The sequence below is a fragment of the Pseudomonas sp. JE3303 genome (assembly GCF_056312565.1).
This window is the reverse complement of sequence record NZ_JBWGIF010000001.1, coordinates 233,472-258,363: the sequence shown is the minus strand read 5'-3', so window position 1 is coordinate 258,363 and position 24,892 is coordinate 233,472. Positions and strand designations below refer to the sequence as shown.

24 protein-coding genes are annotated in these 24,892 nt (G+C 63.0%); 7 read left to right on the top strand and 17 right to left on the bottom strand.

Features of this window, described 5'->3' with window-relative positions; all coding sequences use genetic code 11:
• Window positions 1-356 precede the first annotated feature (356 nt).
• Together AC0ZZU_RS01265 and glnK are read right to left on the bottom strand one after the other, a co-directional pair.
• A complete protein-coding gene (locus AC0ZZU_RS01265; RefSeq protein WP_476338420.1) occupies window positions 357-1,679 on the bottom strand; it encodes an ammonium transporter in 1,323 nt (440 codons plus the stop codon).
• A 43-nt stretch (window positions 1,680-1,722) separates the two neighbouring features.
• Window positions 1,723-2,061 carry a P-II family nitrogen regulator gene (glnK, locus tag AC0ZZU_RS01260; RefSeq protein ID WP_002555808.1) on the bottom strand — a complete coding sequence of 113 codons (339 nt, stop codon included), beginning with the start codon at window positions 2,059-2,061 and terminating at the stop codon, window positions 1,723-1,725.
• A 362-nt stretch (window positions 2,062-2,423) separates the two neighbouring features.
• Here glnK and AC0ZZU_RS01255 point away from each other — a divergent pair, with 362 nt between their 5' ends.
• Window positions 2,424-2,699, top strand: coding sequence for an accessory factor UbiK family protein (locus AC0ZZU_RS01255; protein WP_158458818.1), 276 nt, complete (start codon window positions 2,424-2,426; stop codon window positions 2,697-2,699).
• A 5-nt stretch (window positions 2,700-2,704) separates the two neighbouring features.
• The gene (locus AC0ZZU_RS01250; RefSeq protein ID WP_476338418.1) at window positions 2,705-3,058 is read left to right on the top strand and encodes a gamma-glutamylcyclotransferase family protein; all 354 of its coding nucleotides are present in this window, start codon (window positions 2,705-2,707) and stop codon (window positions 3,056-3,058) included.
• Window positions 3,059-3,075: 17 nt separating this feature from the next.
• Here AC0ZZU_RS01250 and AC0ZZU_RS01245 read toward each other — a convergent pair whose 3' ends face one another.
• Genes AC0ZZU_RS01245 through AC0ZZU_RS01220 form a run of 6 tightly spaced genes read right to left on the bottom strand, consistent with a single transcriptional unit; the run spans window position 3,076 to window position 8,314 of the window.
• The gene (locus tag AC0ZZU_RS01245; protein WP_476338417.1) at window positions 3,076-3,831 is read right to left on the bottom strand and encodes an amino acid ABC transporter ATP-binding protein; all 756 of its coding nucleotides are present in this window, start codon (window positions 3,829-3,831) and stop codon (window positions 3,076-3,078) included.
• A gap of 25 nt (window positions 3,832-3,856) precedes the next feature.
• Window positions 3,857-4,597, bottom strand: coding sequence for an amino acid ABC transporter ATP-binding protein (locus AC0ZZU_RS01240; protein ID WP_476338415.1), 741 nt, complete (start codon window positions 4,595-4,597; stop codon window positions 3,857-3,859).
• Complete coding sequence (gene argH, locus AC0ZZU_RS01235) at window positions 4,594-6,096, bottom strand: argininosuccinate lyase (RefSeq protein ID WP_476338413.1); 1,503 nt, start codon at window positions 6,094-6,096, stop codon at window positions 4,594-4,596. The genes AC0ZZU_RS01240 and argH overlap by 4 nt, the downstream gene beginning before the upstream one ends.
• Entirely contained in the window at window positions 6,066-6,785 is a 720-nt protein-coding gene (locus tag AC0ZZU_RS01230; RefSeq protein WP_476338411.1) for an amino acid ABC transporter permease, read from the bottom strand. Before AC0ZZU_RS01230 ends, argH begins: the two co-directional genes overlap by 31 nt.
• Before the next feature lie 7 nt (window positions 6,786-6,792).
• Window positions 6,793-7,455, bottom strand: a complete 663-nt coding sequence (locus tag AC0ZZU_RS01225; RefSeq protein WP_476338410.1) for an amino acid ABC transporter permease — start codon at window positions 7,453-7,455, stop codon at window positions 6,793-6,795.
• 13 nt (window positions 7,456-7,468) lie between these two features.
• Window positions 7,469-8,314, bottom strand: coding sequence for a transporter substrate-binding domain-containing protein (locus AC0ZZU_RS01220; RefSeq protein ID WP_476338409.1), 846 nt, complete (start codon window positions 8,312-8,314; stop codon window positions 7,469-7,471).
• Window positions 8,315-8,555: 241 nt separating this feature from the next.
• On the opposite strand from AC0ZZU_RS01220, the gene AC0ZZU_RS01215 reads away from it, so the two are divergent.
• From AC0ZZU_RS01215 to AC0ZZU_RS01205, 3 genes are all read left to right on the top strand, one after another.
• On the top strand, window positions 8,556-9,458 hold the full coding sequence (locus AC0ZZU_RS01215) for a LysR substrate-binding domain-containing protein (RefSeq protein WP_476338407.1): 903 nt from the start codon (window positions 8,556-8,558) through the stop codon (window positions 9,456-9,458).
• Between the two features lie 109 nt (window positions 9,459-9,567).
• Window positions 9,568-11,052 carry a YifB family Mg chelatase-like AAA ATPase gene (locus tag AC0ZZU_RS01210; protein WP_476338405.1) on the top strand — a complete coding sequence of 495 codons (1,485 nt, stop codon included), beginning with the start codon at window positions 9,568-9,570 and terminating at the stop codon, window positions 11,050-11,052.
• A 170-nt stretch (window positions 11,053-11,222) separates the two neighbouring features.
• A complete protein-coding gene (locus tag AC0ZZU_RS01205; RefSeq protein ID WP_476338404.1) occupies window positions 11,223-12,524 on the top strand; it encodes an Nramp family divalent metal transporter in 1,302 nt (433 codons plus the stop codon).
• Window positions 12,525-12,590: 66 nt separating this feature from the next.
• On the opposite strand, the gene AC0ZZU_RS01200 is transcribed toward AC0ZZU_RS01205, so the two are convergent.
• Window positions 12,591-14,378 (bottom strand): monovalent cation:proton antiporter-2 (CPA2) family protein, encoded by a 1,788-nt coding sequence (locus AC0ZZU_RS01200; protein WP_476338402.1) that lies wholly within the window; start codon window positions 14,376-14,378, stop codon window positions 12,591-12,593.
• A 123-nt stretch (window positions 14,379-14,501) separates the two neighbouring features.
• On the opposite strand from AC0ZZU_RS01200, the gene AC0ZZU_RS01195 reads away from it, so the two are divergent.
• Window positions 14,502-15,413 (top strand): LysR substrate-binding domain-containing protein, encoded by a 912-nt coding sequence (locus AC0ZZU_RS01195; protein ID WP_476338401.1) that lies wholly within the window; start codon window positions 14,502-14,504, stop codon window positions 15,411-15,413.
• A 317-nt stretch (window positions 15,414-15,730) separates the two neighbouring features.
• On the opposite strand, the gene AC0ZZU_RS01190 is transcribed toward AC0ZZU_RS01195, so the two are convergent.
• From AC0ZZU_RS01190 to amaB, 8 genes are all read right to left on the bottom strand, one after another.
• The gene (locus tag AC0ZZU_RS01190; RefSeq protein WP_476338399.1) at window positions 15,731-15,982 is read right to left on the bottom strand and encodes a DUF3077 domain-containing protein; all 252 of its coding nucleotides are present in this window, start codon (window positions 15,980-15,982) and stop codon (window positions 15,731-15,733) included.
• Between the two features lie 15 nt (window positions 15,983-15,997).
• Window positions 15,998-16,243 (bottom strand): hypothetical protein, encoded by a 246-nt coding sequence (locus tag AC0ZZU_RS01185; RefSeq protein ID WP_476338398.1) that lies wholly within the window; start codon window positions 16,241-16,243, stop codon window positions 15,998-16,000.
• Between the two features lie 396 nt (window positions 16,244-16,639).
• Window positions 16,640-18,481 carry an amidohydrolase gene (locus tag AC0ZZU_RS01180; RefSeq protein ID WP_476339099.1) on the bottom strand — a complete coding sequence of 614 codons (1,842 nt, stop codon included), beginning with the start codon at window positions 18,479-18,481 and terminating at the stop codon, window positions 16,640-16,642.
• Between the two features lie 143 nt (window positions 18,482-18,624).
• On the bottom strand, window positions 18,625-19,443 hold the full coding sequence (locus tag AC0ZZU_RS01175; protein WP_476338397.1) for an alpha/beta fold hydrolase: 819 nt from the start codon (window positions 19,441-19,443) through the stop codon (window positions 18,625-18,627).
• Window positions 19,444-19,498: 55 nt separating this feature from the next.
• On the bottom strand, window positions 19,499-20,065 hold the full coding sequence (locus AC0ZZU_RS01170; RefSeq protein WP_476338395.1) for an antibiotic biosynthesis monooxygenase: 567 nt from the start codon (window positions 20,063-20,065) through the stop codon (window positions 19,499-19,501).
• Window positions 20,066-20,154: 89 nt separating this feature from the next.
• A complete protein-coding gene (gene ycaC / locus AC0ZZU_RS01165) occupies window positions 20,155-20,784 on the bottom strand; it encodes an isochorismate family cysteine hydrolase YcaC (RefSeq protein ID WP_476338393.1) in 630 nt (209 codons plus the stop codon).
• A gap of 192 nt (window positions 20,785-20,976) precedes the next feature.
• On the bottom strand, window positions 20,977-22,263 hold the full coding sequence (gene amaA, locus AC0ZZU_RS01160) for an L-pipecolate oxidase (RefSeq protein WP_476338391.1): 1,287 nt from the start codon (window positions 22,261-22,263) through the stop codon (window positions 20,977-20,979).
• A gap of 98 nt (window positions 22,264-22,361) precedes the next feature.
• The gene (amaB, locus tag AC0ZZU_RS01155) at window positions 22,362-23,852 is read right to left on the bottom strand and encodes an L-piperidine-6-carboxylate dehydrogenase (protein ID WP_476338389.1); all 1,491 of its coding nucleotides are present in this window, start codon (window positions 23,850-23,852) and stop codon (window positions 22,362-22,364) included.
• A 135-nt stretch (window positions 23,853-23,987) separates the two neighbouring features.
• On the opposite strand from amaB, the gene AC0ZZU_RS01150 reads away from it, so the two are divergent.
• Complete coding sequence (locus tag AC0ZZU_RS01150) at window positions 23,988-24,884, top strand: LysR family transcriptional regulator (RefSeq protein WP_476338388.1); 897 nt, start codon at window positions 23,988-23,990, stop codon at window positions 24,882-24,884.
• The last annotated feature ends 8 nt before the right edge of the window (window positions 24,885-24,892 follow it).

The following is a 24,892-nucleotide window of genomic DNA, read 5'->3' as shown; positions in this document are numbered from 1 at the left end:
TACCAAGGGAGTACCTTGCAGGCCCTGCTCCTGGCAAGGCCCGACGAAAAAGATCAGCGCCACCGGCCGCGACACGCTGGCTGCGCGCATCTGGGCGGAGCGCCCAGCGGCAAGCCTAGCAAACGGGTGGCGAAGTGTGCGGACAGGTCATCAACACCCTTCGGCGCGCATTCTAGCGTGCCCGCAGAAAAAGCAAAGTCCCTAAAACGCACTCCCGCTTGTAAGTTTTCTACCTACTGCCACGAAGTCTCGCGCGCCACACGCAAATGGATGCAGGAAACCGTTTGCCCTTGGCCCCGAAGACAAAATCCAGGCAAAAAAATGCCCGGCGAACCGGGCATGTTTTTCAAGGAAGGTTACAGGTTGTAGCCGCGCTCGTTGTGCTGAGCGAGGTCGAGGCCCACCGACTCGGTTTCGTCGTTGACCCGCAGGCCCATCACCTTGTCGAGCACCTTGAGGATCACGTAGGTGACGATCGCGGTGTAGACCACGGTGAAGATCACGCCCTTGGTCTGAATCCAGACCTGCGCGCCGATGTCTACTACTTCACCAAAGCCGCCCAGGGCGGGTGCCGCGAACACGCCGGTGAGGATCGCGCCGACGATACCGCCGACACCGTGTACACCAAAGGCGTCCAGCGAATCGTCGTAGCCGAGCTTGCGCTTGAGGCTGGTGGCGCAGAAGTAGCAGATCACGCCCGACGACAGGCCGATCACGAGGGCGCCCATCGGGCCCACGGTACCGGCGGCCGGAGTGATGGCGACCAGGCCGGCGACCACCCCCGAGGCGATGCCCAGAGCGCTTGGCTTACCGTGGCCGATCCACTCGGCGAACATCCAGCCCAGGGCAGCGGCGGCGGTAGCGATCTGGGTGACCAGCATGGCCATGCCTGCGGTGCCGTTGGCCGCTGCGGCGGAGCCTGCGTTGAAGCCGAACCAGCCGATCCACAGCATGGCGGCGCCCATCAGGGTGTAGCCCAGGTTGTGCGGGGCCATCGGGGTGGTCGGGTAGCCCTTGCGCTTGCCCAGCACCAGGCATGCCACCAGGCCTGCAATACCCGCGTTGATGTGCACCACGGTGCCGCCAGCGAAGTCCAGCACGCCCCAGTCCCACATCAGTGCGCCGTCGCCGCTCCAGACCATGTGCGCGATCGGTGCGTATACCAGGGTGAACCAGATGGCCATGAAGACCAGCATCGCCGAGAACTTCATGCGTTCGGCGAAGGCACCGACGATAAGCGCCGGGGTGATGATGGCGAAGGTCATCTGGAAGGTGATGAAGACCGCTTCAGGGAACGCTGCGGTCAGGCTGTCCGGCGTGACGCCGCTCAGGAACGCCTTGGAAAACCCGCCCACGAAGGAATTGAGGTTGATCACGCCCTGTTCCATACCGGTGGTATCGAACGCCAGGCTGTAGCCGTAGACCACCCACAGGATGCTCATCAGGCCAGTGATGGCGAAGCATTGCATCATCACCGAGAGCACGTTCTTGGACCGCACCATACCGCCGTAGAACAGGGCGAGGCCGGGAATCGTCATGAACAGCACCAACGCTGTCGCGGTCAGCATCCAGGCGGTGTCGCCGGAGTTCAGCACAGGGGTTGCCTCCTCTGCCAGGGCAAGGCCGGGCAATGCGAGGGACAATAGGGCTCCTAGCCCTGCGAGCTTGCGCAGAGTCATGTTGTTTTCTCCTGGGGCGTTGGGGTTTGGTGAGGCTGTGTTATCAGATCGCGTCGGTATCGGTTTCGCCGGTACGGATGCGGATCGCCTGCTCCAGATTGACCACGAAAATCTTGCCGTCACCGATCTTGCCGGTGTTGGCTGCCTTGGTGATGGCCTCGATCACCCGGTCCAGGTCCTTGTCATCGATAGCGACATCGATCTTGACCTTGGGCAGGAAATCGACCACGTACTCGGCGCCGCGATACAGCTCGGTATGACCCTTCTGCCGCCCGAAGCCTTTGACCTCGGTAACGGTAATGCCCTGCACGCCGATTTCCGACAGCGACTCGCGCACGTCGTCCAGCTTGAACGGCTTGATGATGGCAGTGACTAGCTTCATGAAACTCTCTCCCGAAATGGTGGACTTGCCCCAGGAAAACAAACCCGTCTCAAGTCTAAGCGCAGCGCCTGGCTTTGTAACGCATCGTCGGCTGCAATCCCTTGCCGAAGCGCGCTGGTCACGGCGGACTGCATCAGTGCATGGCTCCTTCCGGTCTTTGCAGAAAGCTTGCCAGATTGCATAAACCGCTCAAAAACAACGAGTTGGGCTGGATGCTCTGGTTTGGCAACTCGCCAGCATGCGCAACACGCACAACTTCGGTGCGCGCCCTCAGAGCGGCATGCGCAAAAAGTGTGCAGCCTGGGGCCCGGGTGACCCCGTGCTACAATCTGGGCCTTTCACTGATTATCGGAATGCCGAACATGCTTGCGCCCAAAGCTCTTCTCGACGCCCTGAGCGACCAGGCGTCGCGCCTGTTCAGTGGTGAAACCGCCCAACCGCGCGCCGAGCTCGAAGGCCAGTTCAAGGCCCTGATGCAGAGCGCCTTCAGCAAGCTCGACCTGGTCAGCCGCGAAGAATTCGACAGCCAGATGGTCGTCCTGGCGCGCACTCGCGCTCGACTGGAGGCCCTGGAGGCCCAGGTCGCCGAGCTCGACGCGCGGATGAACCCGCCTGCCACCCCGCCCGCTTCGGAGTGACCCCCATGCAAGCGTCACGCGACTACCCGGTGCTGCTGTTCTCCTACGGCACCTTGCAGGACAAGGCCGTGCAACTGGCAAGCTTCGGCCGCGAGCTGACTGGCCGGGCCGACCGCATGCCCGGCTACCGCCAGGACTGGGTCGAGATCACCGACCCCACCGTCCTCGCCACCAGTGGCAAAAGCCACCACCCCATCGTGTCACCAAGCGGCGATGCAGCCGATGGTGTCGACGGGATGGTGTTCCAGCTCACTGAAGAAGAACTGGCGGCGGCTGACCGGTATGAGGTGGCGGACTACAAGCGGGTAGCGGTGGGACTCGGGTCTGGTCTGACGGCTTGGGTCTACGTAAAGGCGTAAGCGGGCCCGCTCTACGGTCAATGCAACACCTGCCCCAGAAACAGCCGCGTGCGCTCATTCCTGGGGCTATCGAAGAACGTGTCCGGCGGCGCCTGCTCCACGATCTCGCCCTTGTCCATGAAGATCACCCGGTTGGCCACGGTTCGCGCGAAGCCCATTTCGTGGGTTACGCAGACCATGGTCATGCCGTCTTCGGCCAGGCCGACCATGGTGTCGAGCACTTCCTTGACCATCTCTGGATCCAGCGCTGACGTCGGCTCGTCGAACAGCATGATCTTGGGCTTCATGCACAGCGCTCGGGCGATCGCTACCCGCTGTTGCTGGCCTCCGGAAAGCTGCCCTGGATACTTGTGCGCCTGCTCGGGGATGCGCACGCGCTCCAGGTAGTGCATCGCCGTCTGCGCAGCCTCTTTTTTCGACAGCTTGCGCACCCAGGTCGGGGCCAGCATGCAGTTCTGCAGGATGGTCAGGTGCGGAAACAGATTGAAGTGCTGGAACACCATGCCGATTTCACGGCGGATGGTCTCGATCCTGTGCTTGTCAGCAGTCAGTTCGGTGCCGTCGATGACAATCTTCCCTTGCTGGTAAGCCTCCAGATGGTTGAGGCAGCGGATGGTCGTCGACTTGCCCGAGCCCGATGGCCCGCACAGCACGATGCGCTCGCCCTGGCGCACGCTGAGGTTGATGTCCTTGAGTACATGAAAATCGGCGTACCACTTGTGCACGCCCTCCATCCGGATAATCCCGTCGACACCGTTGCCTGGCTCTTTCATGATCCGTTTCCCCAATACATGAAGGCTAATGAAGGACGCTCTGCAGGAACTGCCGGGTACGCGCTTCCCTGGGTGCCGTGAATATCTGCGCCGGCGGCCCCATCTCGACGATCCGGCCGCCATCGAAGAACACCACCCGGTCGGCCACTTCCCGCGCAAAGCCCATCTCATGGGTGACGATGATCATGGTCATGCCCTCGGCAGCCAGGCCCTTCATCACGTTCAGTACATCACCCACGGTTTCCGGGTCGAGGGCCGAGGTGGGCTCATCGAACAGCAGCAGCTTGGGCTTCATCGCCAGCGCACGGACGATCGCCACCCGCTGCTGCTGGCCGCCCGATAGCTCCGAGGGATAGCCTTCAGCCTTGTGACGCAGCCCGACGCGGTCGAGCAGGGCCAGCGCAGTGCGTTGCGCCTCATCTTTGGAAGAGCGCTTGAGCTTGACGGGCGCCAGCGTCATGTTCGCCATCACGGTCATGTGGGGAAACAGGGTGTAGTCCTGGAACACCATGCCCACCTCTTCCCGCAGCCTGGCCAGGGCCTTGCGGTCTCCCGCCTTGATCGACTCGCCGCCGCCGATGACCACGCTCCCCGCACTGGGCTCCTCGAGACTGTTAAGGCAGCGGATGAACGTGGACTTGCCCGATCCACTGGGCCCAATGATCACCACCACCTCGCCCTCGCGTACGTCCAGGTCCACACCCTTGACCACTTCATGCTGGTCGAAGCGCTTGTGCAGGCCGCGGACGGTCAGCATGGTGCTCATGAGTCGGCCTGCGCGCGAGTCAGTTCCTGCAGGGTGCGATTGGCTGCGCTCAAGCGCTCGCGACGCTCCAGGTTGGCCTTGCGGTCGGTGGCGATGCGCTGTTCGGCACGGGCCAGGCTCGGTTTCAGGGATGACAGCGAGGGACCACCCGAAGACATCCGGGCTTGCACGTTGGCGGTCGGGTCGAGACAGTCGCGGACCTTCTGCGCGGGCAGGTTGAGTGCGTGCCCGAGCTGCTCGATGGCGCAGGCATCGACCATCCTGGTATCGATCTGGTGAGCCAGCAGCCCGGCGTCCATGGCCATGCGTACCGCGCCGCCGACCACGTGATGCGCCTCGCGAAATGACAGGTCCGCCTCACGCACGATCAGGTCGGCCAGGCCGGTCGCGGTCGAGAAGTCCTCACCCGCGCGCTTGACGGCCAAGGTGGCGTTGGGCACTGCCGTGCGCAGCACCAGGTTCAGCAGCTTCAAGCAGCGCAGGCTCTCCTCTGCGGCCTCCCAGAAGCCACGGGTGCCTTCGCGGTTGGCGTCTCCGGTATGAGAAAAGTTGGTGCCCTTGATGGACACGCTTGCGCCCATCAGCAGCCCGAGGATGTGCCCGCTGCGGCCCTTGAGGTACTCGAGCACCGTCGGATTCTTTTTCTGGGGCATGATGCTCGACGTCGCCGCGACGCTGTCGGGGAAATCGATGAGACTGAACTCATGAGTGCTCCAGACAAAGTAATCCTGCGCGATCCGGCTCCAGAACACTGACAGCAGGCTAAGGTGCGAAAGGCTCTCCAGGATGAAGTCGCGCGAGCCCACCGCATCCAGGGCGTTATCCAGGTAGCCATCGAAACCCAGAAGCTGCGCCGTACGTGCCCGGTCGATATCGAACGGGGTCCCCGCGAAGGCGGCAGCGCCCATCGGGCTCTGGTTCATCGTTTCCAAGGTGTGGCTCAGACGGCTGCAATCGCGCTCCAGCGCCTGCTCTACCGCCGACAGGTAGTAGCCATAGGTGATCGGCTGCGCCGGCTGCAGGTGGGTATAGCCGGGCATCACCACTTCGGCATAAAGAGCCGCCTGGCTGATGGCGGTTGCCCGGACCTGGACAAGCTCGTCGACGAGGTCCATCAGGACCTCGCGGCAGCGCATGCGGTCCAGGGTCGCCAGCAGGTCGTTACGGCTGCGCCCGGTATGCAGGCGGCCGCCAACGTCGGCACCGATCTGCTCGATCAAATGCGCTTCATAGTTGAAGTAGGCGTCCTCGCGCGAGGGATCGAGCGGGACCACGTCGGGTCCTGCCTCCTCCATGTCCAGCACGCCCCTGGCCAACGTGGCCGCATGCTCGCTGCGGATCAGCCCCCGTTCGGCGAGCATGACGATGTGAGCCTTGTTGATGTCGCCCAGCAGGCCGAAGCCTTCCGAAAAACCCTGCAATCGCGGCCGATAGATGAACTCGTTGACTTCCGGGGCCGTGGTTTCCTTCAGGCGCCGGCTGACTTTGGATTCTTGCATGTTGCCCCCTCATCAATTGTGGCTCGCGTCACCGGGCGACCCAGCCGACGTTCGAGATAACGGCTGAACCAGCTCAGCAATGAACAGATAACGAAATAAACCAGCAGGACCACGCCATAGACGGCAAAGGCGGGGCTGACGCCAGTCATCACCGTCTCGCGTTCGATGATGATCTGGCCAACTTTGAGAAACTCGCTCACCCCTACCAGCGCCCCCAGGGATGTGGCTTGCACCAGCATGGTCAGCAGGCCGGTGTAGGCGGGCAGGATCGCTCGCATCGACTGCGGGGCAATGATGTGCAGGTAGATCTGCCACGGCCGCAGGCCCAACGCCCATGCGCTCTTCCACTGATGCCGCGACACCGACTCCAGGCCGCCCCGCACGATCTCGATGCCGTTGGCGCTGCCCCACAAGGTGAGTCCCGTGGTGACCGCAGCGAAGGGGCTGAGGTCCAGCCCGAACATGGGAGCACCGAAGAAGATGAAGAACACGTTGACGATCAGCGGGATCGATCTGAACAGCTCGACGTAGCCATGGATCGTCCACCACAGCAGCCGGTTCTTCAGGGTGGCCAGCACCCCCAGAACGGTTGAAATGATTGTGGTGAACAGCAGCACCACCAACGCCAGGCGCAGGGTCATCCACAGGCCTTTGCCGACAAAGGCCCAGTTCTCGACTAGAAAATTCATGCTCGCCTCACTGCCGGAAAGGGCGTTGCAAGTGGGCCGAAAGCCGACCGGTCAACAGCGCCAGAACCCCTACCAGCACCAGGTACATCACGCAGATCGCACTGAACATCTCGATCGCCCTGAAATCCGTGGCAATGCGATCGACCGCGACGAAAGTCAGTTCGGCAAGCCCGATCGCTTGCAGGTACGAAGAGTTTTTCAACAACGAGATGGACGTGTTGAGCACCGCTGGCAAACTGGTCCGAAAGGCGATCGGCATGGCGACCAGGCAGAAGTAATGGCTGGTCTTCAGGCTCAAGGCATTGCTGGCCTCGCGCATGCCGTGTTCCACCGTTGCCAGGCCGCCGCGCATGTTCTCGATCTGGTACGCCCCGGCCCACAGCGACAGGCAAAGCACCCCGGACCAGAACAGCGACAGTTCCATCCCCACCGCTGGCAGGCCGTAGAAAATGAAAAACAGCTGCACCAGGATCGGGGTATTGCGGATCAGCTCGACGTACCCCACCACGAACTGGCTCAGCACCGGAACCTTGAGCACCCGGGCCGCACCGCCCAGCACACCGATGAGCAGTGAGCAGATGATCGCCAGCAGCGTGACCTGCAACGTCATCAGCACGCCATCGAGCAGCGCAGGCCACTGCGCCGCCAGGTAGTCGATATCGAAGTCCATGCGCGGCGCCCGCTCAGAGGGCTTCGGCAGGTTTTGCCTGCTCGAAGACGCTGAGGTAGTAACCCTGGATGTTTTGCGGCACGAACTGCTGCACCCAGCCGCGGAACAGATGCTCTTCGCGCATCCTGGATACCGAGGCGCTCAGGAAATCACGCCAGGCTTCGCTGTTCTTGCGCACGCCGATCGCCGCATCGGAAATCTGGAACGGCTCGTTCAGCAGGCGCGCGTCCTTGTCGTTGTCCGCTACCACCACGAGCGTCGCCGCATCATGGGTATAGGCATCCGCGCGGCCCTGGCGGAAGGTCTGCAGCGCATCGGCGGCGCTGTTCATGCGCAGTGTCTTGACTTCCGGCATGTGGTCCTCGAACCACTTGGCCTGCACCGATCCCTTGAGGGTGGCGAGGGTCTTGCCGTTGAGGTCGGCGATCTTGCGGACCGGGCTGTCCTTCTTGACCACCACATCACTCGCGCCCCAGCGGTAGGGGGTCGTGAAGTCGATGACCCGCAGGCGTTCCGGGGTGACACCGAGGGTCGCGATCAGAAAGTCGACCTTGCGGCCAAGCAACTGAGGCACGCGGTTTTCGGCCGTGACGCAGGTGAAGGTCACCTTGTCCTTTGAGCCCAGGGCCCACAGCGCGATCTGCTTGGCCATCTCCACTTCGACGCCGGCGAATTCGCCACTGCCATCCTGGAACCCATACGGTGGCTGGTCACAGCGCACACCGGCGCGCAATTGGCCTGCCTCTTTTATCTCTTCAGGTACTGCTGGAAGCTCGACGGCAGAAGCCTGCATCGAAGCCGTCATCGCTACGCACGAAAACGCCAACGCACTACCAAGGATCTTGAAAGTAAACGACATGATGCCTCCCGGTTTACATATCAGCGTCGATCAGCGCGAATCGCTTCGCGACACCATGAATACAAGGGCAGAGACAGAGTGATGAGCAGCAGTGTTTCTTGTGATTCTTCACTGCCTGGTGCTCGAATTGCATCGCGCCCGTCTGTGCGGTGACGTCGATGTGATATCTTATAAAGCGTTCAGCTCATGCAAACAAATGACAGTTCGACAATCGGCCATACCGGATTGATATGGGGAGCCCATGAATTTCAAGCAAGTCGAAGCGTTCCGCGCGGTGATGCTCAGTGGCTCGATGACGGCCGCTGCCGAGCACCTGCATACCTCACAACCCAATATCAGCCGGCTGATCGCGCAGCTGGAGCGCAGCAGCGGTTTCAAGCTGTTCGAACGCATTGGCGGCAGGCTGTTGCCCACTGACGAAGGCGCAGCGTTGTTCGCCGATGTCGAGCGGGCATTCATCGGGCTGCAGAGCCTGGAATCCTCCGCTCGCAACATCCGGCGCGGCGGCACCGGGCGCCTGCGTATCGGAGCGGTGCCTTCGCTGACGCTGACGGTGCTGCCGCGAGTGATCCAGCGTTTTCGCCAGCAGAACCCCGATGTAGCAATTTCCATTCACACCAACGACTCGCCGACGGTCGGCCATTGGGCCGCCTCGCAGTTCTGCGACCTGGGGCTGGCGTCGTATGTGGGCGAAGCCATGCCAGGCGTCGAGACCCAGGTCATCTGCGACGTGCCGGGGGTGTGCGTATTCCCCATTGGTCATCGACTTGGCGCGCTGTCCGCCGTGAAGCCGGAAGATCTGAAAGGCGAGGAATTCATTTCGCTCTCGCAGAACGATGGTTCGCGCAAGCGGATCGACCGGTGTTTTCCGGACGACAGGCTGTACCGCAAGATGAACCTGGAAACGCACCACGCCGCCACGGTGTGCTCCCTGGTGGGGCTAGGGCTCGGGGTAAGCATCGTCAGCCCGCTGGTGGCCGCCGAGTATCGGCATGTCGGAATCGAAACGCGGCCGTTCCTGCCAGAGATCCGCTTCACGACTTACATGCTGCTGCCTGCGGACCGCCCGCAAAGCCTGCTGACGCAACGGTTCGGGCAGTTGATACACGAGATGATGACAACGGCTGCGGGGGCGTTGGGGTAGGAAGCAGCAATGAAAGATCCGGACGCAGTCTTTCCATACGCGAGGCAGCCGTTCCCCTACCCTTCAAGGACCGCAGGACGCGGTCCTTTTCCCCGATCATGGAGTGTTCATGTCCCTTGCCCTTGTCCACAGCCGCGCCCAGTTGGGCGTGCTGGCCCCTGCTGTCAGCGTTGAAACCCATCTGGCCAATGGCCTGCCCCACCTGACCCTGGTCGGCCTGCCAGAGACCACGGTCAAGGAAAGCAAGGACCGGGTGCGCAGCGCCATCATCAACTCAGGGCTGAACTACCCGGCACGGCGCATCACGCAGAACCTGGCGCCCGCGGACCTGCCCAAGGATGGCGGCCGTTACGACCTGGCCATCGCCCTGGGCATTCTTGCCGCCAGCGGCCAGGTGCCGGTCGGTAGCCTGTGCGAGTTCGAGTGCCTTGGCGAGCTGGCGCTGTCGGGAGTACTCAGGCCAGTGCAGGGCGTACTGCCCGCAGCGCTCGCCGCGCGGGAGGCTGGGCGAGCGCTGATGGTGCCCAAGGAGAACGCTGAGGAAGCCTGCCTGGCCTCGGGCCTGGTCGTATATGCGGTCGGCAGCCTGATGGAGCTGGTTACCCATCTCACCGGGCATACGCCGCTGCAGCCCTTCGCATCCAACGGTCTGGTACTGCACAGCCGGCCCTATCCCGACCTCAGTGAAGTGCAGGGCCAGCTTGCTGCCAAGCGCGCGCTGCTGGTGGCTGCGGCCGGGGCGCACAACCTGCTGTTCACAGGGCCGCCCGGCACCGGCAAGACCTTGCTCGCCAGTCGCCTGCCAGGGCTGCTGCCGCCCCTTGGCGAGCATGAAGCGCTGGAGGTGGCGGCCATCCAGTCCGTCAGCGGGCACGCGCCGCTGAACAGCTGGCCTCAGCGGCCGTTTCGTCACCCCCACCACTCGGCTTCAGGCGCGGCGCTGGTGGGCGGCGGAGGCCGTCCGCAGCCTGGAGAGATCACCCTCGCCCACCACGGCGTGCTGTTTCTCGATGAACTGCCGGAGTTCGAACGGCGCGTGCTGGAGGTGCTGCGCGAGCCCTTGGAGAGCGGTGAAATCGTAGTGGCTCGGGCCAGGGACAAGGTCCGCTTTCCAGCCCGTTTCCAACTGGTGGCGGCGATGAACCCATGCCCGTGCGGCTACCTGGGCGACCCTACCGGCCGCTGCCGCTGCAGCAACGAGCAAGTGCAGCGCTATCGCAACAAGTTGTCCGGCCCGCTGCTCGATCGCATCGACCTGCACCTGACCGTGGCTCGGGAAAGCACTGTCCTCTCGGAGCAGCCCAGCGGCGAGACCAGTATCAGTGTCGCCAAGGTGGTGGCCGCGGCGCGGGAGCTGCAGCAAGCGCGGCAAGGCTGCGCCAATGCGTTTCTCGATCTCAAGGCGCTACGACGTCATTGTCCTTTGACTGCCGAGGACCAGAAATGGCTGGAGACGGCCTGCGAGCGGCTGACGCTATCCTTGCGCGCAGCCCATCGCCTGCTCAAGGTGGCCCGTACCCTGGCGGACCTGGAGCAGGTCGATGCCATCGGCCGCGGTCATCTTGCCGAGGCCTTGCGATACCGTCCTGGCTGAGTGGCATGCTCGCTCCAGCGCCGTAGACAGGCCACACCAGGCAAGCACCCTGCGCTGAGGAAATTATGAAACATCTTGCAACGTTTACGTGATAATTTAGTTGTACGACGTCCTACCTACTGTGGTCGACTTCACCCCGCTCTCACTACAAAAATAACGGAGACACCTCGATGACGAGCATTCCTTCTGCCGAGGGCAAGACTGTCATGCCTTCCCAAAGCCGCCTCTCCCGGGCGGTGAAACTGCTTGGACCAGGCATCATCGCCGTGCTGTCCTGGCTGGGTGCAGGTGATCTGATTACTTCCTCCGTCGCCGGCGCCAACTACGGTTACGCCATGATGTGGGTACTGGCGGTCTCGCTGTTGCTGCGCTATCTGATCGTCAACATCATTGCCCGCTTCCAGCTGTGCAATAACCAGGGCATGACCATCCTGCAGGGCTATGCCCAGCTGCATCCGGTGTTCGCTTGGTTCATGCTGGGATACGCGCTGATCATGGGCCACCTGATGAACGCCTACATGATCAAGGGGGCCGGCGAGTCCCTGGCGATGCTGTTGCGCATCGACTATCCGCTCCTGTGCTCGATGGCGGTGGTCCTGGCGGTGTGGATGCTGGTCGGTCGCAACATCTACTCGATGATCGAAGGCGTGATGAAAGTCTTGCTGGCGGTCATGACCCTGGCTTTCCTGGCCCTGGCGGTCATGTCTGGCCCGGACGTCGTCGGTATCGTCAAAGGTACCATCGGCTTCAGCATCCCTGCCGACGAAGGCATGCACGGCGCCATGCTGGTGGCGGTCTCAGTGATCGGCGCGGTGGCTGGCTCCGTGGCCAACTTCGTGCACCCGTACGTGATGCGCCAGAAAGGCTGGATCGGCCCCCAGCACAAGCGCGTGCAACGCAACGACCTGCTGTTCGCCGTATTCGTGGGTATCGTCATCAACCTGGCCATCTGGATCGTCGGCGCGGAAATCCTGCGGCCCAATGGCATCCAGGTGAATACCTTGGGTGACCTTGGCAAGGCGCTGGAGATGTTCTTCGGCCCGATCGGCTGGTACATCTTCTTCATCGGCGTCTTCGCCACGCTGTTCGCGAGCATCTCGGGCAAGACCACGGCGTTCCCCATGCTCATCACCGATGCCTTCCAGCACGTGCGTCCAGAGCGTCGCGAGCGCTTCGGCAAGGAGTTCCACAAGGACCCGATGCACAGGTGGTTCATGCTGTTCATCCTGGTGACGCCGCTGGTCTGGTCGATTCCGGGCATGCCCGACTTCGTGACCCTGACCATCGGCGTGAGCGCGCTGAATATCGTCGGCTTGCCGGTCATCTCGCTGGGCCTGTTGATCATGTCCAACCAGAAGTCGCTGCTGAGCAAGGAATACCGCAACAACCTGTTCGAGAACCTGGCGCTGGCCTTCGCCACCGGCCTGGCACTGTGGGTTGCCTTCCAGCTTGCAGTCGACTTGTTCATCTGAGTCATCGTACAACAGCGTCCAGAGCCGCCTGTCAGCCTTCTGGACGCTGTGCGGTTTCCTCCTGCTTCAGTTCGTATCCGACTCGAACAGCCGCGCCAGCTCCACCCGCGCCTCCTGGGCGTTCTGCATCACCTTGGCGCGGTCGTCGCGTACACGGCCCTGGGCCTCCAGCACCTGTTCGTCATGCTCGGCGAATCGCTGGATTCGATCGGCCGCCTGTTCGGTGGAAAGCCCCAGGCCGATCAGGGCCAGGCGGGTCATCTCGAGGCTTGAATGGAATGTCTCGCGGATGGGCTCGGCGCCGACGTCGATCAACTTGTGCACATGCTGTCGGTTACGCGCCCGGGCAAGGACCTTCAGGTGTGGGTACAGGCGCTTGACCCGTTCGGCGGTCCGGGTAGTGATGTCGGGGTCATCGGTCGTGATCACGAAGTACTCAGCCTCGCCCACCTTGGCAGCATGCAGGACTTCGGGGCGCAGCGGGTCACCGTAGAACACCGGAGCCTGTTCGAAGGTGCGGGTCATCTCGATCGCGTCCACCGAGGTGTCGAGCGCGATGAAGGGAATCTTCTGCGCCCGGAGGATGCGCGAAACAATCTGGCCCATGCGTCCCATGCCTACGATCACAACCCGGGGTGCATCGGTTTCGATCGCCTTGTACTGCTCAGGGACTTCGCGGGCCGGCTGCGAGCGCTTCAACAGGCGGGCGCAGCCCAGCAGCAACAGCGGGGTAGCAGCCATCGACAGGGTAATGGCCATCAGCAACAGGTCATACGCATGGGCGTCGAACAGGCCCTGGTCCTTGCCCAGCTTGAAGACCACGAAAGCGAATTCGCCGCCTGCGGCCAACACCACGCCCAGGCGCAATGCATTGCTGGTGTTCAGGCCGCCGGCGAGGCGACCGACCAGCATCAGCACGGGCAGTTTTACCAGTACCAGCAACAGCGTCAGGCCAAGCAGCAGGCCTGGTGTCTCCAGCAGCAGGCGCAAGTTGGCACCCATGCCGACGCTCATGAAGAACAGGCCCAGTAGCAAGCCCTTGAACGGTTCGATCTGCGACTCCAGCTCGTGACGATATTCGGAGTCGGCCAGCAGCAGGCCGGCCAGAAACGCGCCCAGGGCCATGGAGATCCCGGCCTGCTCCATCAGCCAGGCAGTGCCGATCACCACCAGCAATGCGGTGGCGGTGGAGACCTCGGGCAGGCGGGTACGGGCCACGATGCGAAATACCGGACGCAGCAGGTAGCGGCCGCCGACGATGACGATGGCGATGCTGGCGAAAATCTTCAGCCCGTGCTCCAGGCTGTCGCCATCGCTCGCGTTCGCACCACTTGCCGCCAGCAGTGGCACCAGGGCGATCAATGGAATGGCTGCGATGTCCTGGAACAGCAGGATGGCAAAGGCAAGGCGCCCGTGCGGTGCATTGAGCTGTTTGCTTTCGGCAAGGCTCTGCAGGCCCAGGGCCGTGGACGACAAGGCCAGGCCCAGGCCGGCGACCACGGCGGCAGGCACTGACTGGCCAAAGCCGAACAAGGCAATGCCACCCAGCAGCGCGCCGGTCAGCAGCACCTGGGCCAGGCCGACGCCGAATACCGATTTGCGCATCAGCCACAACCGTTTCGGCGAGAGTTCAAGGCCAATGATGAACAACAGCAGGACCACACCCAGTTCCGAGATGTGCGAGACGCTCTCGGTATCGTGGATCAGCCCCAGGGCCTGGGGCCCGATGGCCACGCCGGCCAGCAGGTAGCCGATGACAGCGCCTAGCTGCAGGCGCTTGGCGAGTGGAACCGCAATGACGGCTGCTAGCAGGAAGATGACTGCGGTCTGTAGAAGGCTGCCTTCGTGTGGCATTGCTCGTACTCCATGAGCGGCGTTTAGTTGAGTGTCGCATTGAGGGGTACAGATTAAATTCATCACTTTTGGTAGGGTAGACGGCAAAAAACAGTCTTAGCGTTCCATTTGGAGAACGATTCGTTGGAAGACCTCAATTCCCTCTACTTCTTTACCCAGGTGGTGGAGCACGGCGGCTTCGCCCCGGCAGGCCGAGCGCTGAACATGCCCAAGTCCAAGCTGAGCCGGCGCATCGCGGAGCTCGAGGAGCGGCTTGGCGTGCGCCTGCTGCACCGCACCAGCCGGCACTGTTCGCTGACCGAGATCGGCCAGTCCTATTACCAGCGTTGCCTGGCCATGCGGGTGGAGGCGGAAGGCGCGGCCGAGATCATCGAGCGCAACCTCAGCGAGCCGCGGGGCCTGGTGCGCATCAGTTGCCCCACGACCCTGCTCAACGCCTGGGTCGGAGCGATGCTGACCCGCTACATGCTCAAGTATCCGCGGGTAGAGCTGTTCATCGAGAGCACCAACCGCCGTGTCGATCTGCTGCACGAAGGCTTCGACGTGGCACTGCGCGTACGCTTCCCGCCGCTGGAAAATACCGACATGGTGATGAAGGTGCTGAGCAACAGTACCCAGTGCCTGGTTGGCGAGCCGTCGCTGCTTGCACAGCTACCCGAAGGCTTCGAGCCGCGCCAGCTTGGCCAACTGCCCAGCGTGCACTGGGGTGGCGCCCAACGTGAATACCACTGGGAGCTGTTCCAGGGTGAGGACATGAGCACCAGCATCGTGATCCCGCATACGCCACGCATGGTCACCGACGACCTGTTCGCCTTGCGCCACTTCGTCATCGCGGGCGTAGGCATCGCGCACCTGCCGCGCGTCGCGGTGCGCGAGGACCTGGCGTCAGGACGGTTGGTGGAATTGCTGCCGGGTTGGCATCCCCGTTGCGGTATCGTCCATGCGATCTTCCCCTCGCGCCGTGGCCTGCTGCCCTCGGTACGCTCGCTGATCGACCACCTGGCGGAGGAATTCACGGTCAGCGACATGGCCTGAAGGCCGTCGCGCCTATGGGAAAAAGGAGCACCGAGGCGCAAGCCCGTATAGGAGCGGCCTTGTGCCGGTACGCCGGACCGCGCGAAACGAGGGCGTAGCCCTCGCCGGTACGCGGAAATGTTAGCAGCACGAAAGTGGAGGGGATGACTGGCTTCACCCTGATGAAGATGCATCGGCCTTGCGATTTTGGGGCCGCTGCGCGGCCCTTTCGCGCGGTCCGGCGTCCCGGCACAAGGCCGCTCCTACATCCGCATTGCCCGATGAAGCCGAGCCGCGTTGCCCGGTGAAGCTGAACCGCCGCGAAGACCGGTACTGACTCAGCGACTCCGCTGTCGGGCGAGCTCCATGTCGTTGATGAGCGCCTTGGCGAATGCGCTCAGGTAATGGGCGGAGCTGATTGCGATGGCGTCCTTTTCCATCTCGGCTTCGAAGGTCAGGTGCCGGATGCAGCCGAGCAGCACCGACAATTCGTCGAAGGCGCGATCGAACGGGATACCGGGCTGGATGCAAAACAGCTCGAGGAAGTTTGTCTCGCCTACGGTCGTGCAGGTGATTGCGGCGTTGGTCATTCCGTTACTCCTTGATCACATCTTCTGCAGGGCATGCTCGACGAGCACTCGGGCCATCTCGGTCGAGTGCAGCACGTTGGCCAGCATGTTCAGGCGAGGTTCCGCTGCATGGCCGCGGCGGTACTGGTCAAGGGTGTCTTCGACGCCACGCAAAAGCTCGCTGGCGTGGGCCAGGGCGTCTGGGGGGATCATCTCGGAGTGGATGGAGAAGTAGGGGGTGGTGATGAGGTTTGCGGGTGGATCGGGGACGATCTTTTTCATTGTGGAACTCCAGATGTGGCTGTTGGGAGCAACACACCCTTCCTTCTCACAGATAGGGTGGCAGCCGAACGCGAGGTGAGAAGACCGTGTCCAGAGCAAGCACGGCCAGACCGAAGTCTGCTCGCGCGCGGCTGCCATAAATGGAAACTTGTCTGGACGTGCTCGGGCTTCTCACACCCGATCGCCAAAAATGGCGACCCGGCGACGTTAACCCTGTGGTATTTCCCTGCCAAGACGGAAGCTTCCGAAGCGGCTGTAGGATACTTCCGAAGGTAATCAGCGCTAAAGCTTTTGATGTGAGATTCAGATTTGTCTTACGCCATATCAGCGCGGCACCTGTAGGAGTGCCCTTGCCCGATGAAACCGGGCAAGAGGTTTAGACGTCCCCTGCGTCAGTCAGAACGCAAAGCAGGAACAGCCCATCGTCCCCCAGAACCCCTGGAAATCACTGACCGGGACGCTGGAATGGCGCGCTTTCTCATGGCTGTGCGCATGCACCCCGCACGGCCCCGAGCACTGGTGCACGGCCGCTGCCAGCGACGGCGTGCCCACGCGCCAGTGCCCGGGCACCTTGGCCACGGGGGACCACTCGGGAAGTACCGGCACCTGCGGCGGGCCGAGGCGATCGAACTCGCCCGCTGCATACACCACCTTGCCATCGACGATGGTCAGCACCGACTCGATGCCCTTGATCGCTTCTTCCTCGACACTGAAGAAGTCCAGTGACAGCGCCGCCAGGTCGGCAAGCTGGCCTACCTTGATCTGACCCTTCTTGCCCTGCTCGCTCGAGAACCAGGCACTGCCCTGGGTGAACAGCTGCAGCGCGGTGTCGCGGTCCAGGCCTTGCGGATACAGCTCCATGCCACCGACCGTCTTGCCGCTGACCAGCCAGTACAGCGAAGTCCACGGGTTGTAGCTGGACACGCGGGTGGCATCGGTACCGGCGCCCACCGGCACGCCCATTTCGAGCATGCGCTTGACCGGCGGGGTCTGCTCGGCGGCCTTGGCGCCGTAACGGTCGACGAAGTACTCACCCTGGAAGGCCATGCGGTCCTGGATGGCGATACCGCCGCCCAGGGCGCGCACGCGCTCGATGTTCTCGGGAGTGATGGTTTCGGCGTGGTCGAAGAACCAGGGCAGGCCATTGAACGGGATGTCGCGATTGACCTTCTCGAACACGTCTAGCATGCGCGTGATCGATTCGTTGTAAGTGGCGTGCAGGCGGAACGGCCAGCGCTGTTCCACCAGGTGGCGCACCACCGGCTCCAGCTCTTCTTCCATGGTCTGCGGCAGGTCCGGACGCGGCTCGAGGAAGTCTTCGAAGTCGGCGGCGGAGAACACCAGCATTTCGCCGGCGCCGTTGTGGCGCAGGAAGTCAGTACCGCTGTGCAGCTTGACGCTGGAGGTCCACTTGCGGAAGTCGTCCAGCTCTTCCTTGGGTTTTTGTGTAAACAGGTTGTAGGCGATGCGCACGGTCAGCTGGTTGTTGTCTGCCAGTTCCTGGATCACCGAGTAGTCGTCGGGGAAGTTCTGGTAGCCGCCGCCGGCGTCGATGGCGCTGGTCAGGCCCAGGCGGTTCAGCTCACGCATGAACTGGCGGGTGGAGTTGACCTGGTACTCCAGCGGCAGCTTCGGCCCTTTGGCCAAGGTGGCGTAGAGGATCATCGCGTTGGGACGGGCGATCAGCATGCCAGTCGGGTTGCCTAACTTGTCGCGCTGGATCTCGCCGCCCGGCGGGTTCGGCGTGGTCTTGTCGTAGCCGACGGCCTTGAGCGCAGCGCGGTTGAGCAGCGCGCGGTCATACAGGTGCAGCAGGAATACCGGGGTATCGGGGGCAGCCTGGTTGATTTCTTCCAGGGTCGGCATGCGCTTTTCGGCGAACTGGAATTCGTTCCAGCCACCGACTACGCGCACCCACTGCGGGGTCGGCGTGCGTGCGGCCTGGTCCTTGAGCATGCGCAGGGCATCGGCCACCGATGGCACGCCCTCCCAGCGCAGTTCCAGGTTGTAGTTCAGGCCACCGCGGATCAGGTGCAGGTGCGAGTCGTTCAGGCCCGGGATCACGGTGCGCTGCTTGAGGTCGATGACCTGGGTCGCGTCGCTGCGGTGGGCCATGGCCTCGGCATCGGTGCCGACGGCGAGAAAACGTCCATCCTTGATGGCGACGGCGCTGGCGTTGGGCTTCTCGCGGTCGACGGTGTGCAGGCGGCCGTTGAACAGGATGAGGTCGGCGGTCATGGAACGTCCTTGGGTGGATGCGTGGGCGGAACCGGCGGCGCCGGTGAAAGGCAGGGCTGACCAGAGCGCACCAGCGGCGCCGAGCACCGTGCTGGCGGCCAGGAACTCACGACGGCTCTTGCCGTTGGGATCCTGGCTCATGATCACTGCTCCAGAAACGCGAGCAGGTCCTGGTTCAACTGCTGCGCATGGGTGACCGCGAAGCCATGCGGCGCACCGCTGTACACTTTCAACTCGGCGCCACGGATCAGCTCCGCTGCCTTCTTGCCCGTGGTCTCGAACGGGACGATCTGGTCGTCATCGCCATGAATTACCAGGGTAGGCACATCGATCTTGGCCATGTCCGGGCGGAAATCGGTCTCGGAGAAAGCAGTCACGCAGTCCACCGTGGCCTTGAGAGACGCCATCAGGGCGATGTTCAAGGTCTGGGTCTGGATGCCCTGGGACACGTTCTGGCCATGGTTGAGTCCATAGAACGGAGTCGAGAAATCGGCGATGAACTGCGCCCGGTCGGCAAGCAGGCCGGCCTTGATACCCTCGAAGACCGACGTGTCTACCCCCTCGGGGTTGTCCTCACGCTTGCCGAACACGGGCGTTACCGCGCCCAGCAACACCAGCCCGGCAACTCGCTCGCTGCCATGCCTGGCGATGTAGCGGCTGACGTCACCGCCGCCCATCGAGAACCCCACCAAAGTGATGTTGCGCAGGTCGAGGTGTTCGATCAGCTGGGCGATGTCATCGGCGAAGGTATCGTAGTCGTAGCCACTCCAGGGCTGGCTCGATCGGCCGAAACCGCGGCGGTCGAAGGCGATGGCGCGGTAGCCGCGGCTGGCCAGGAACTCCATCTGCACGTCCCACATGTCGGCGTCCAGTGGCCAGCCGTGGCTGAACAGTACGGGCTTGCCGCTGCCCCAGTCCTTGTAATAGATCGAGGTGCCATCGGGGGTGACGAAGGTGCTCATCTCGGTATCTCCTGAAAAAATGGGAATTCTGATTCTAGGTCACGGCCGGGCCGGGTCAGGCGCGTAGCCAGTTGGCACAGCGGCGCGTCAGCCAGGGCATGATGAAGAACACCACGGGAAGGATGACGAACAGGTTGACGATGAGATTGCTGGCCGGCATCCCGCCCAACAGCGGGAAACGCGCGAACAGCGGGCCCAGCAGGTGGGGGATCACCAGCGTCATGGGGCAGATGACCAGGTACGTCAGCACCGCTTGTTTCCAGCGCGGCGGTGGCGGCGCACTGTTGTCGGGCGGGGTGAACCAGAACTCGGGGTCGTTGTGCACCTGGGTATGGTCCCCGTCTTCCAGCAGCGGCAACACTTCCGTTACCAGGGACTGACGCTCGGCAGAGTTGACCCAGGCCTGCAACTGCCCCGCATCGACGAACCGTACGACCGAAGTGAAGTGGCGGCCGCCGTCGTCCGGGCGGATCACGTTCACATCCAGATGGCCCGGCTGCTGGCGAGCGGCATGCACCGTGCGCTTGAGCCACTGCTCGTATTCGCCGAGCGCCTGGGGACGCACTTTGTGCTGGATGACCAACGTCACTACGTTGCGGTTGTCTTGGGGGCTGGTGTTCATCTGCTTTCCCTGGAGCCGGAGCTGGCCAGTGCCCACTGTGCAGCAGTGGGCAGGCGCTGGATTGGACGGTTGTGCTGTGTGCGCTGGAATCAGCGGCCAGTGGTCAGAGCGTTGTAGCTGGTCATCAGGTTGCGGTAGTCAGGGATGTGGTTCGAGCACAGCGCCGCCAGGCCCTCGACATCGTTGCGCCAGTCGCGGTGCAGCTCACAGGCCACGCCGAACCAGGTCATCATCTGCGCACCGGCGGCGATCATGCGGCTGTGGGCGGCGTCGCGGGTCATCTCGTTGAAGGTGCCGGAGGCGTCCGTGACCACGAAGACCTCGAACTCTTCCTCCAGGGCCGCCAGTGCCGGGAACGCCACGCATACTTCAGTCACCACCCCGGCGATGATCAACTGCTTCTTGCCGGTCGCCTTGACTGCCTTGACGAAGTCTTCGTTGTCCCAGGCGTTGATCTGGCCAGGACGAGCGATGTAGGGCGCGTCCGGGAACAGTGCCTTGAGCTCTGGCACCAGCGGGCCGTTGGGGCCGCTTTCAAAGCTGGTGGTGAGGATGGTCGGCAGTTTGAAGAACTTGGCGAGGTCCGCCAGGGCCAGCACGTTGTTCTTGAAGCGGTCCGGCTCGATGTCGCGAACCAGGGACAGCAGGCCAGCCTGGTGGTCGACCAGCAGGACAGCGGCGTTGTTGACGTCGAGGCGGTTGTATTTGAAGTTGGTCATGTCAGTGCTCCTGAAGGTGAGGTCGTTTTCATCAAGTGGGTGTTTCGCGTTGATGAGTAAAGATTAAAACCAACACCTTTGTCGCACTAGATAGCAAAATTCAGCTTTAGCGTTCCATTTTATGAACGATGGATTCAGGCAGGGAATAGCGTTGGAGGCTGGGGGCCTTGCGACACGAATCGGCCCCTGGCTCTAGAGCACTACGCGCAAGCACTGCCCGACGTGATACAGCGAGAAGCCCGACTCGTAGAACGCCGTGCGCAGCGACGTCCTGCTGACCACCTTCATCGGCGAGAACGGTACCGGCAGCGTGTCCGGGTCGTCCTTGAGCAGGAACTCGGCGAAGGCCTTGCCGATCACCGTGCCCGTGGTATTGCCGCGACCATTGTAGCCGGTCACCGCGACCAGCCCAGGCGCCGGCTCGAACAGGCGCATGAGGTGATCGGGGGTAAAGTCGATGCAACCGGTCCAGTGCATCTGCCACTCGACCTTGCCCAATTTCGGGAAGTAGTGGCTCTGGATGCGGTCGGCCCAACTGCGCACGAACCATGCCGGCTTGTTGTCGACGCGGCCCAGGCTTCCCAGCAGCAGCCTGCCCTGGTCGTCACGGCGAATGCTGCTGAGCACGGTGCGGGTGTCCCACGAGCCTTGGCCATGGGGCAGGACCGCGTCGGCGGCGGCGCCCGACAATGGCGCCGATGCCACCTGGTAGTAGTAGCCGCGGAAGTAGTGTTTTTGCAGGTTGCTCCAGTCACCCTCGGTGTAGGCACCGGTGGAGATCACCACCTTGTCGGCCTTCACCGATCCGCGGGCGGTGTTGACCCGCCAGGCATCACTCTCGCGCGCCAGTCCCTGCACCGCGGACTGCTGGAACAGCCGTCCGCCCAGGCGCACTACGGCAGCGGCCAGGCCCTGGGTGTACGCCATGGGGTTGATGGTGCCGGCGCGGCGGTCGAGCAGCGCGGCGGAAATCTTGTCGGTGCCGCAATATTCCTGGCACTGGGCGCCGGTGAGCAGCTCGACGTCCGCACCGCGTCGGCTCCACTGCTCGTGGCGTGCCTGCAGGTCGGCAAGACCCGTGGCATTGTGCGCCATGTGCAGCGTGCCCTTGTGCTGCGCCTGGCAGTCGATGCCCAAGCGCTCGATCATCGCGAACACCTCGCCCGGCGCTTCGCCGAGCACCTTGTTCAAGCGGCTGCCGTGCTGCTGTCCCAAGGTGGTTTCGACATCGTCCGGGCGTATCCAGGTGCCGGCATTGACCAATCCCACGTTGCGCCCCGATCCACCCTGCCCGACCTTCCAGGCCTCAAGCACGATCACCGACTTGCCCTGCTCGAGCAGATGGATGGCTGCCGAAAGGCCAGTGATGCCGGCGCCGATGATGCAGACATCGGCCTTGTGCTCACCGGCGAGCGCCAGGGTGGCGATGGACGGCTTGGTAACGTGTTCCCACAGACATTCTTGTCGCAGTTCGGGCATGGCCGGCTCCAGCTGTTGTTCTTTTTAGCAGGTAGATCCAAGCAAAGTGTCGCCCCCAATCGCGTCCTGACCTGGCCGCGACTGGAACGACGCGTCAATCAGTCAAACACGATACCTTGAGCCAGCGGCAGCTCGCGCGAGTAGTTGACCGTGTTGGTCTGGCGACGCATGTAGCCTTTCCAGGCATCGGAGCCGGACTCACGACCGCCACCGGTCTCCTTCTCGCCACCAAAGGCACCACCGATCTCGGCGCCGCTGGTGCCGATATTGACGTTGGCAATGCCGCAGTCGCTGCCCGAGGCACTCTGGAAGCGCTCGGCCTCACGCAGGTCGGTAGTGAAGATGCACGAAGACAGGCCTTGTGGTACTTCGTTGTTCAGACGCAGGGCCTCTTCAAAATCATCGTAGGCCAGCACGTACAGGATCGGCGCGAAGGTCTCGTGGCGGACCACATCGCTCTGCGCAGGCATTTCGGCGATGGCCGGCGAGACGTAGTAGGCGTTCGGGTACTCTGAAGCCAATTGGCGCTCACCGCCAAACACCTGGCCACCTTCGTCACGGGCCTTGGCCAGCGCGCCTTGCATGGCGTCGAACGACTGCTTGTCGATCAGCGGGCCGACCAGGTTGTCCTTGCGCGGGTCACCGATGCGCACCTTGGCGTAGGCCGCCTTTACACGGGCAACCACCTCGTCCTTGATCGAGCTGTGCGCGATCAGGCGGCGCAGTGTGGTGCAGCGCTGGCCGGCGGTGCCGACAGCCGAGAACAGGATGCCGCGCACGGCCAGGTCCAGATCGGCGCTCGGGGCGAGGATCATGGCGTTGTTGCCGCCCAGCTCCAGGATGCTGCGGCCAAAGCGCGCGGCCACCCGCGGGCCCACTTCACGGCCCATGCGGGTGCTGCCGGTGGCGCTGACGAGTGCCACACGCGAGTCGTCGACCAGTGCTTCGCCCGCTTCGCGGCCGCCGATCACCAGCTGGGCCAAGCCTTCTGGAGCGTCGCCGAATGTTTTCAGGGCTTTTTCGAACAGCGCCTGGCAGGCCAGTGCGGTCAGCGGGGTCTTTTCCGACGGTTTCCACACCACAGCGTTACCGGTCACCAGTGCCAGGGCGGTGTTCCAGGCCCACACGGCGACCGGGAAGTTGAAGGCGCTGATCACGCCCACAACACCGAGCGGGTGCCAGGTTTCACGCATGTGGTGGCCAGGACGCTCGGAGGCGATGGTCAGGCCGTACAACTGACGCGACAGGCCGACGGCGAAGTCGCAGATATCGATCATTTCCTGCACTTCGCCCAGGCCTTCCTGGGTGATCTTGCCAGCTTCGACCGACACCAGTTCGCCCAGGTCGGCCTTGTGCGCACGCAGCACTTCGCCGAACAGGCGCACCAGCTCGCCACGACGCGGGGCCGGAACGGTGCGCCAGGCCTCGAAGGCTTGATGGGCCTGTTCGATGCGGGCGACGACCTTCGCCTTCTCTTCCAGTGTCACCGAGGCGATCTGGCTGCCGTCGATCGGAGTATGTACAGGGTAGTCACCCTGGGTGAAGGCTTGGGCCGGTACACCAAGGCGCTCGAGCAATGCCGCAACCATGTTCGTCTCCTACATCGTGTGAATAAGTGAAATCCCGATGGGGTCAGTATTAATCCGATCACTAACGCTCAACAAACGACCTTTATTCCGCATATCATTCCGCCAGGTAATGATTCTTTCGTAAGAGAAGCTCACATGTCCAAACGCCTGGTTCCGTCGATGGCCGCCCTGCAGTGCTTCGAGGCCGCAGCCCGCCACCTGAGCTTCACCCGCGCCGCCGAAGAGTTGCACCTGACCCAGAGCGCCGTGAGCAAACAGGTCGCGCAGCTGGAGGACATGCTGCGTCATCACCTGTTCCTGCGCATCCGCCGCCGCTTGCAGCTGACTCCGGCCGGGGCCCTGTACCTGGCCGAGGTCAACAAGATCCTTACCCAGGTCGACATGTCCAGCCGCTACATCCTCTCGTACGGCGAGCAGACCGAAGTATTGAAGGTAGCCACTCAACCGAGTTTTGGTGTCCGCTGGCTGATCCCGCACCTCAAGGGATTTGGCAAGCGCTACCCGAACATCCACCTGGACATCCGCAACGAGATGGAGCCCTTCGCCCTGCTCCAGGCAACAGCGGACGTGGTGTTCTTCTACGGCCAGGGGACATGGCCCGGAGCGGCCTGCATCGAGCTGTTCCGCGAAGAGGTCGTGCCAGTGTGCGCCCCGGAACTGCTGCAGGGCCGCGCTCTGCAAAGCGCCAGCGAGGTCGCCGAGCTGGTATTGATGCAGAGTACGTCGCGCCCGGAGGCCTGGCATGAATGGTTTCTGGAACAGGGCCTGCATACCGCCAACAGCTATCACGGGCCGCGCTTCGACACCTTCTACATGGCGCTGAGTGCAGCCGAGGCCGGCTGCGGCGTGGCGCTGGTGCCGCGTTACCTGGTGGCGCGGGAACTGGCCGATGGCAGCCTCATCGTGCCGTGGGATCACGCGATGCGCAGCAGTGGCGCGCACTACGTGGCCTTTGCCGAGCATGCGGCAGAGGTGCCTAAGGTACGGGCGCTGGTCGACTGGATGGGTCAGCAACTGCAGATGGGCGAATAATTGATAGA

What these genes read in the sequence shown, in the direction of transcription:
- AC0ZZU_RS01265 (WP_476338420.1), bottom strand. Translation starts at nt 1,679, where the DNA reads ATGACTCTGCGCAAGCTCGCAGGGCTAGGAGCCCTATTGTCCCTCGCA.
- glnK (WP_002555808.1), bottom strand. Translation starts at nt 2,061, where the DNA reads ATGAAGCTAGTCACTGCCATCATCAAGCCGTTCAAGCTGGACGACGTG.
- AC0ZZU_RS01255 (WP_158458818.1), top strand. Translation starts at nt 2,424, where the DNA reads ATGCTTGCGCCCAAAGCTCTTCTCGACGCCCTGAGCGACCAGGCGTCG.
- AC0ZZU_RS01250 (WP_476338418.1), top strand. Translation starts at nt 2,705, where the DNA reads ATGCAAGCGTCACGCGACTACCCGGTGCTGCTGTTCTCCTACGGCACC.
- AC0ZZU_RS01245 (WP_476338417.1), bottom strand. Translation starts at nt 3,831, where the DNA reads ATGAAAGAGCCAGGCAACGGTGTCGACGGGATTATCCGGATGGAGGGC.
- AC0ZZU_RS01240 (WP_476338415.1), bottom strand. Translation starts at nt 4,597, where the DNA reads ATGAGCACCATGCTGACCGTCCGCGGCCTGCACAAGCGCTTCGACCAG.
- argH (WP_476338413.1), bottom strand. Translation starts at nt 6,096, where the DNA reads ATGCAAGAATCCAAAGTCAGCCGGCGCCTGAAGGAAACCACGGCCCCG.
- AC0ZZU_RS01230 (WP_476338411.1), bottom strand. Translation starts at nt 6,785, where the DNA reads ATGAATTTTCTAGTCGAGAACTGGGCCTTTGTCGGCAAAGGCCTGTGG.
- AC0ZZU_RS01225 (WP_476338410.1), bottom strand. Translation starts at nt 7,455, where the DNA reads ATGGACTTCGATATCGACTACCTGGCGGCGCAGTGGCCTGCGCTGCTC.
- AC0ZZU_RS01220 (WP_476338409.1), bottom strand. Translation starts at nt 8,314, where the DNA reads ATGTCGTTTACTTTCAAGATCCTTGGTAGTGCGTTGGCGTTTTCGTGC.
- AC0ZZU_RS01215 (WP_476338407.1), top strand. Translation starts at nt 8,556, where the DNA reads ATGAATTTCAAGCAAGTCGAAGCGTTCCGCGCGGTGATGCTCAGTGGC.
- AC0ZZU_RS01210 (WP_476338405.1), top strand. Translation starts at nt 9,568, where the DNA reads ATGTCCCTTGCCCTTGTCCACAGCCGCGCCCAGTTGGGCGTGCTGGCC.
- AC0ZZU_RS01205 (WP_476338404.1), top strand. Translation starts at nt 11,223, where the DNA reads ATGACGAGCATTCCTTCTGCCGAGGGCAAGACTGTCATGCCTTCCCAA.
- AC0ZZU_RS01200 (WP_476338402.1), bottom strand. Translation starts at nt 14,378, where the DNA reads ATGCCACACGAAGGCAGCCTTCTACAGACCGCAGTCATCTTCCTGCTA.
- AC0ZZU_RS01190 (WP_476338399.1), bottom strand. Translation starts at nt 15,982, where the DNA reads ATGACCAACGCCGCAATCACCTGCACGACCGTAGGCGAGACAAACTTC.
- AC0ZZU_RS01185 (WP_476338398.1), bottom strand. Translation starts at nt 16,243, where the DNA reads ATGAAAAAGATCGTCCCCGATCCACCCGCAAACCTCATCACCACCCCC.
- AC0ZZU_RS01180 (WP_476339099.1), bottom strand. Translation starts at nt 18,481, where the DNA reads ATGACCGCCGACCTCATCCTGTTCAACGGCCGCCTGCACACCGTCGAC.
- AC0ZZU_RS01175 (WP_476338397.1), bottom strand. Translation starts at nt 19,443, where the DNA reads ATGAGCACCTTCGTCACCCCCGATGGCACCTCGATCTATTACAAGGAC.
- AC0ZZU_RS01170 (WP_476338395.1), bottom strand. Translation starts at nt 20,065, where the DNA reads ATGAACACCAGCCCCCAAGACAACCGCAACGTAGTGACGTTGGTCATC.
- ycaC (WP_476338393.1), bottom strand. Translation starts at nt 20,784, where the DNA reads ATGACCAACTTCAAATACAACCGCCTCGACGTCAACAACGCCGCTGTC.
- amaA (WP_476338391.1), bottom strand. Translation starts at nt 22,263, where the DNA reads ATGCCCGAACTGCGACAAGAATGTCTGTGGGAACACGTTACCAAGCCG.
- amaB (WP_476338389.1), bottom strand. Translation starts at nt 23,852, where the DNA reads ATGGTTGCGGCATTGCTCGAGCGCCTTGGTGTACCGGCCCAAGCCTTC.
- AC0ZZU_RS01150 (WP_476338388.1), top strand. Translation starts at nt 23,988, where the DNA reads ATGTCCAAACGCCTGGTTCCGTCGATGGCCGCCCTGCAGTGCTTCGAG.